Source organism: Aphanizomenon flos-aquae FACHB-1287 (genome assembly GCF_014698755.1).
In the GTDB taxonomy this organism is placed as follows: domain Bacteria; phylum Cyanobacteriota; class Cyanobacteriia; order Cyanobacteriales; family Nostocaceae; genus Dolichospermum; species Dolichospermum flosaquae.
In genome coordinates this window covers 1-6,860 of record NZ_JACJTO010000075.1, presented here as the reverse complement: position 1 = coordinate 6,860, position 6,860 = coordinate 1, and the positions used below count along the sequence as shown (strand labels likewise).

6 protein-coding genes are annotated in these 6,860 nt (G+C 34.8%); all 6 read right to left on the bottom strand.

From position 1 onward, the window contains the following. Nucleotides 1-30 precede the first annotated feature (30 nt). Nucleotides 31-2,358 carry a hypothetical protein gene (locus tag H6G44_RS19750; protein WP_190388257.1) on the bottom strand — a complete coding sequence of 776 codons (2,328 nt, stop codon included), beginning with the start codon at nucleotides 2,356-2,358 and terminating at the stop codon, nucleotides 31-33. Nucleotides 2,359-2,370: 12 nt separating this feature from the next. Next, on the bottom strand, nucleotides 2,371-3,282 hold the full coding sequence (locus H6G44_RS19745) for a hypothetical protein (protein WP_168633084.1): 912 nt from the start codon (nucleotides 3,280-3,282) through the stop codon (nucleotides 2,371-2,373). Continuing rightward, nucleotides 3,266-4,171: a TRAFAC clade GTPase domain-containing protein gene (locus H6G44_RS19740; protein ID WP_199291897.1), complete on the bottom strand. Its 906-nt coding sequence runs from the start codon at nucleotides 4,169-4,171 to the stop codon at nucleotides 3,266-3,268. Before H6G44_RS19740 ends, H6G44_RS19745 begins: the two co-directional genes overlap by 17 nt. A gap of 13 nt (nucleotides 4,172-4,184) precedes the next feature. Then, nucleotides 4,185-4,949, bottom strand: coding sequence for a GTPase domain-containing protein (locus tag H6G44_RS19735; protein WP_190388256.1), 765 nt, complete (start codon nucleotides 4,947-4,949; stop codon nucleotides 4,185-4,187). 5 nt (nucleotides 4,950-4,954) lie between these two features. Continuing rightward, nucleotides 4,955-5,542, bottom strand: a complete 588-nt coding sequence (locus H6G44_RS19730; protein WP_190388255.1) for a 4Fe-4S single cluster domain-containing protein — start codon at nucleotides 5,540-5,542, stop codon at nucleotides 4,955-4,957. Nucleotides 5,543-5,607: 65 nt separating this feature from the next. Beyond that, nucleotides 5,608-6,684 (bottom strand): hypothetical protein, encoded by a 1,077-nt coding sequence (locus tag H6G44_RS19725; RefSeq protein WP_190388254.1) that lies wholly within the window; start codon nucleotides 6,682-6,684, stop codon nucleotides 5,608-5,610. Nucleotides 6,685-6,860 lie beyond the last annotated feature (176 nt).

The following is a 6,860-nucleotide window of genomic DNA, read 5'->3' as shown; positions in this document are numbered from 1 at the left end:
AAATCAGTTATGTTCATTGGATGGAAGATATTATGAAATGTTGACATTTTTACCCTTGATAATACTAGTATACTTAAATATGTAAAGTTTTGTAACGACATTCAACATTTCTGCTATTGTACCTTTTATACAGTCACCTCTTTTATCATTATTACTTGTATCTGTAATAGGGTGATCCTTTTGACATTTCTCTATTTCAAGTTTTCTTTTTTGGAATTGGTCGTTATTTTTACTATCTAGATAGTATTGTCTTAACTCTTCACCAATTTCAGTTGAAAATAAGTTATATCTGCCGTGTAATTCGTTGCGTAATTCTACCTTTAATTTGTCTTTATCAGTTTCATTACAAGCTTTGAATACTTCTAAATTACTAAGTAAATCTGTTGCACACCCACTTGAAGTGTTACTTGTAGAAAGAGTAGTAGAATTAGCAGAAGGATTTTCTAAATTATTGACTGGAGAATTATTTTCTTTTTCGTTCTTCCGTATATTCTGTATATGTGACTGATCTTGATTATTGTTATTAGGAGGAGGATTTCTACTAATTATTAGTATGATTATTGCTGTAACAAATACAACGACAATTACTAAGAAAATCCCAAACAAAATAAACCAGATTCTGTTATTTATTTCCCTGCGTCTTTTAGGTCTTTTCGGTGTTGTCGTTTTTCCTGGTAACTTCTGTTTCTTTTGAGATCGGTTATTTTCAGATTTGTTATCTATGGCTTCACTGTTTTTATGTTCATTATTGCTATTAGATTTATCTTGAGATGATAGTTGTATATTCTGAATTTTTCGATATATTTCATTATCTATTAAATGGAGTATTTCTTGTGGAATAAACCTATAGCGAATATAACAGAAAGTCCCAGCTAAAGGATGGTGATTTATCTTAATAAAAGTAGATACTAATTTTTCATATTGTTTTCTTTCTGCTAAAGTAATATTTTTCGGTTCTTGTAAAATAGTTAGAATTTTTTGACGAAAAGTCTCCAGAGATTCTTCAACTATTATTTCTTCTTCAGAGAAAATTCTTTTTTCAACCAGTTCAGCATACTTTAAAAAAGTTTTAGACCATATACTTTTCGATTGAGTTAATAGAAATTCAATTTGATTACTTCCATTGTCATCAGCCATTAAATGATTTAGTAGATATGAAATACCCGTATATATAGAAAAAACTAATCTGTTAATTATCTGTTCATTTTTATACTTATAACTAGCATTTAATAATTGATCGTGAAATTCAATAGCAATACTGTTACTAGTAGATTTTCCTGACGAATTACCGAAATTAGTTGAATTTAATATTTCTATCAAAAATGAACTCTTTTCTTTTGGTAAAAGCAGATATATTTCGGCTTTATAGATTAAAGTAAATTTGTCATGAATTGCTTGTAAAGTAGTTTTATCTATAAAATCAGACCAGTTTTCATTTGGGTACTTTGCTAAATATTCAAATAATTCTTCAGTTTTTTTAGAGTCTAATTCATCTGTATCAGCAAATATTCTTGCTATATCTTTCAAACATTTTTTAATCTTTTGAACTGGGACTGTTTGAGTAGTATTTTCTTTCGTAGGTGTACTAACAGAAGTATTAGAATTATCTTTTTGTGGTGATGGTAACGGCTGTTTACTAATATTTTTAGGTATATCCTCTTGAGTAGCGTAAAAAATAGCTAAAAATCTTTCTGGATATGCTATTTTGTGAACATTCCAAGCCCAAGCATTAAGACGAGTGGCACGATCACTAAAACATAACGCCAGATAATGTAATTTTGTGTATTCTGGATATCGCTTCCTCCAAAGTTCTTTTGTAACTACAACTGTATAAGGAATTTTATTTTCTTCTACTACTATTCTCTTAATGTTTTGTAACTGATCTTCTTCAAAAATTAGTTTTTTATATTGTTCATGAACACGGAAGATTTGGGGTGATTGTGATAATTGTTTATCCAATTCAGCCATATCAAACTTAGGCTGATTTTGATTGAGCCACCAATAAATTAAAGTCCCAATACCATCAACATCTGGAGATGACTTATCTAACCAAAAATATTTATAGCCAATAGTAGGACGACCACCATCATCTAACTGTCTATTCGCAACTGCTAAAACTGAATATTTATCATCTATTTCTCTGGCAATGAGGGCAAAATCACCCGTTTCTGGTGGATAATTATCATTCAATTTAAAATAATCATTAATTACTGCTTCACGAATTTCTGGGGGAACTTCATGACTCGCACGAGCGATTTTCTCAAAAGCATAACCACCAGATACATAACATCCATATACTTCTGAATAACGGACATTATCAAATGCTCTACAAAATTGATAAATTTGAACAACTGACATAATTATTTTCTCCTATATATCTCTTAATTGATTATCTTCCTTACCCGTTGCTAACCAATACAAAGGCGCAACTAAACCTAAAGGCCGCCATACTCCTGGTTTATCAATTACTCCATAAGTTCCCCCACTATCTCGATTTTTTTTCTTAAAGTTGGGTCTGGGTGGTGTTCCTTTTGTGCCAAAGGTAGAAGCAAAAAAGTAATTTGTAGAACATCCCCATAGTTTACTCCATTTCTTTACTGTAGTTTTAAGACTGGGAAATTTCAAGCCCATAAAAGTGTCTATATCTTGCCAATAACCGGAAGCGGGAGGTTGTTCACATTTGGTAAATACTACTGCAATTCGATAGTTTTGTAATCCTCCATTATTAATAGTTAAGCGCTCATTTAATTCTCTTTGCAGGTTTTCTAAAGCTTGAGCATATTCTTGATCAGATGTCCTGGTAGCAGTGCTATCAATCAGTATCAATAAACCTGAAGCAGTGGCACAATCATCTAAATAACTAACTAAATGTGCGCTAGGATTAGCAAGATTTCGTAATTCTTTAATCAGTTCTCCAGAGTATTCTCGACAGGATACTCGTAATCTAATCGGTTGATTTCTTAAAGCTGGTAGAGGATGATTAATAAACTTAGCTTTTAAGGTAATTAGTAAGGAGTATGTCGGTAAATCCTCAGCTTCTCCACTGCCATAATCTGTACCTGCTAACTCTCTACCATCTTCTAAGATGTCCTTAGCTATATTAATTAATTCCCCAGCTTCGTCGTTATAGGGGTCAACAGCCACAATAGGACTGTCTTTTTTAGCATTTGGCCAACGAGCTAGGGCAGCCATAAACGCTGTTTTTCCAGAACGACGTGGACCAATAACCCGAAAATCCTGGTTTCCACCTATATCCAGGGGAAGATTAGAGGCGTTCGTCATGAAATACCCTCCCTGTGCTTAACCAATACAGTGGGGAAATTAATCCGAAGGGTTTCCAAGCTTCCACGTCTCGTAAATAGGCCCTAAATTCCGCAGAACTGCCATCATCGGGTATATAACGATTAGGACGGGGATCATGTTGTCCAGAGCTATCCCCCATGACACCGAAGGAAGAACAAGCGAAAAATCGTAATCTGGAAGGTGGTAATTTTTCTTTCAAAACTCTATAAGTTTCCTTTAAACGAACTCTAAATAAATCTTCTTCCGCATCTAAACGACAAGGCCAAAGTTCTCCTCGTTCACATTTACTGATAACTACAGCAACTCTCAATTTACTTAAAGTTTCATTCACATTAGCCTGTTCGGATAATTCTGTTAATAGCCTATTCACAGCAGGTGCATAAAGTTTTGTGTCATTACTTGTATCCCAATCTGTGAGCATAATCATCCAACTTTTGGCCGTTAACCAATCTTCTACATATTCTTGAAATTCAGATGCTCTGTGAGGAATAGCTCCACATTCAAATGTTTCTCCAGCGTAATCTTTGACGTTTAATCCTAATGTTATTCCTGGTGAATTTTTAGTAGTGGGGATTTGAATTTCAAAAGAAAAATATGGTTCATCACCATATTCAATATCATTGCCCGCAAAAACTGCCCCTTTTTCTAGAATATTTTTAGCTGCCCCAATCAGTTCTTCAGCATCATCAGAAGTAGGTGTAATTTTCAAACCAGGAAATTGTTTTTTCAACTCCTTTGGAAGCCGCAATAATGAAGCTAAATAAGTGGTTTTACCGGATTTTCGAGAGCCAATGATTCTAATATCATTGCCAATTGATTGTTGTTTTTTCAGAATTGTACGTTTAGTCTGGTAATTTTTGGCAAGCATAAGATTTTAGGGGTTAATTATAAATAAGATAAGGAGCAAGATACAGCCAAGGTAATTCAAGTAATTCTTGATTTTCGGTAGTAGTAATAAAGAAGTTAGTCCGAGAACCAATTTCTGTTCCTTTGTATTTACGAATGACCTGATTCGCAACTCCAAAATATGACTCAACAACGTGATCACTATAATCATACCAAGGGGCTGCACCACCTCTATCTGGCCGATATCTCCAGTCTTTTCCTTCTGCTTCTACATCACAAAATAAATCAGCTTTATGGAGGGCAATAATTATGTGTTTGACTCGTTGACAATTCTGTTGTAAAAAGTCGAACCAGTTCTGTAAACCATTCACCCATTGATCACTAGTTGGTAATGTATCAATTGGTTGAAGATGATTAGCAGCAATATTTATGCGAGTGCTAGAAACTAGACTTTGGTGGGGAGGTAACATTAAAATCACGGCTTTACTTTCCTTGACTTTATTTTCCATTCCTTGCCAAGCTGCTGGATAATCTTTCCGATATTGGGGATTACTCCAAAACTCTCCAGGGGTATCAATCCATAAAATATTTAGTTGTCTTACTCCGGTAGCTGGTAAATCCACCTCCATGTTTAAGGTTCTGGTATCTAATTGTGCTGTACCTGCTATTTCCTTGGTGCTGGGATTGTATAAGTCACTAGCTAGGATATTACTGATTTTTACATATTTCCCATGTTCAGTCAAGGCTCTGACCATGCTGGTTTTTCCGGTTTTGCGGTCTCCTATCACTACAATACTCATCTGCTTTATACCCCACCCTGATCAAGTTGCTTGTATTCCACAGGAAACCCCGTATATGTTAATATCTCTGAACCTAATATCCACTCCTGACGCGGTATATTCACCAAATCAGCCTCAACAATTCGCCCAGACAGAAAATGCAGTTTTTGATTATTTGATCCCTTTAATGGTTGATCGCTAACTTGCTGCTGTATAAATAAGCCATCAACTAATAAGTCTATATGATTTAGTAACCCTTGACTATCAGGGATATTATTGAATTGCAGTTGTTTTAGTTGATACCCTGTCCAACAAACAACCGTCTTACCTATAGATTGGACGCGACGTGCTAAATCTGCCAAAGCTACAGCTTGAGCAAAAGGTTCACCACCGGAAATGGAAATACCGGCTAAATCCGGTAATGCTTGGAATTTTTGCCACATTTCCTCTACAGTCACGACCTGATTTAACTTAAACTGCAAATAGTCAGGATTTTGACAACCTAGACACCGAAAAGGACAACCTTGCACCCAAATCACCATCCGAGTTCCTGGACCATTAGCACAAGAACGAGGCAGCCAAGCGGCTATATTTAGCAATGGGGATTGTGTCATAATTTACCATCTTTAAATTAAGAGAACAGCAGGTTGGGTTGAGAAACCCAACAAAACCTTACGATTTAATACCCCTGACTTTCAGAACGTCGCTCAGGTATTTTATTAAAATCAGACTCCATAGTTGTTTTTACGGAAATAATCCCCATATCCACATTCCGCCATTCTTTGTCCACAGGTTCACCATTCCATGCTGTCCATTCCACCTGATAACCTTGCTGTTGAAACAGTTCAATCACATCAAAAGTCCGACTAGAACAGGAAGAATCACCTTCTTCATCATGAGGACCAGCTAAATCAATTTGTTGACCATCAAACTGAATTCGCATTTGCGTATTTACTCCCTCATGGGTTTCGATATTAATAACTACATCACCATCATTAATTCCCGTAATCTTGGCAACATAACCAACTTCTTGCCAAGATGCTACTAAATTTTTCGCCGCAGTATAAACTTGCTCTGCTTGAGACTCATATCTACTAATTTCTTGATGTAAAATTTCTATGTTTTCATCAGAAATACTCTGCCAACTATTACATAGATCATTTATTTTGATTTGTAACTGTTGAGTAATATGATCAGGAAGACTTGACTGTAAATTATTGAGTCTAGATTGCAGAAATTCCAACTGTTTTGTCCACTCTATTTTGAGTTGTTGAATTACCTTAATCCGAGCATCATCTAATGTTTGCAAATGTATTTGAGCATCAGTAAAATGATTATTTTGTAAAGCCATTTCAGCTTTTTGCATAGCTTGTTTAACACTTGCAGCATCTAATAATTCCCGATCAATCAAAATTTGATATTCTGATTTAATCTTAGGTAATTGCATTTTCAAATTCTGTACTTGTCTTTGTGCATCCTGAGACAAATCTTTATTTACCTCAATATCTATTTTTGCATTACTTGATATTGTTTTAATCTGTTGAGGTTCTTCAACAACAATCTTTTTTCTATTAGCGCCAGAACGAAATTGAGCAATTTTTTGTTGTATATCTTGCTCTTTTTTGATAGCAGCTTCTCTCTCTTGCCGCTGACGTTCTTGATATGCTTGTAATGCAGAAGCTATTCCATCAAATAAACCTGGTTGTGTTGCTGTAGAAATGCCAGCAGTGATGTTAAATGTTTTTTGTCCACTCATAGTTCTTACTTAATACCCTAATTTTAAGTTATATGGCAGTGTGTTAGGTGCAACAAATTATCTTACAGCAGTTTGAGATCAAAAGCGGTACAAAGATGGTAAACTTTAAAGATGGAAAAAAAAGAAAATAATTGAGATATATATGGCAGCAGCATATTCGACTGATATAAGACAAA

Bases quoted from the DNA above. Each gene is read 5' to 3' on its own strand.
- H6G44_RS19725 (WP_190388254.1), bottom strand. From the start codon at position 6,684: ATGAGTGGACAAAAAACATTTAACATCACTGCTGGCATTTCTACAGCA.
- H6G44_RS19740 (WP_199291897.1), bottom strand. From the start codon at position 4,171: ATGCTTGCCAAAAATTACCAGACTAAACGTACAATTCTGAAAAAACAA.
- H6G44_RS19735 (WP_190388256.1), bottom strand. From the start codon at position 4,949: ATGAGTATTGTAGTGATAGGAGACCGCAAAACCGGAAAAACCAGCATG.
- H6G44_RS19745 (WP_168633084.1), bottom strand. From the start codon at position 3,282: ATGACGAACGCCTCTAATCTTCCCCTGGATATAGGTGGAAACCAGGAT.
- H6G44_RS19730 (WP_190388255.1), bottom strand. From the start codon at position 5,542: ATGACACAATCCCCATTGCTAAATATAGCCGCTTGGCTGCCTCGTTCT.
- H6G44_RS19750 (WP_190388257.1), bottom strand. From the start codon at position 2,358: ATGTCAGTTGTTCAAATTTATCAATTTTGTAGAGCATTTGATAATGTC.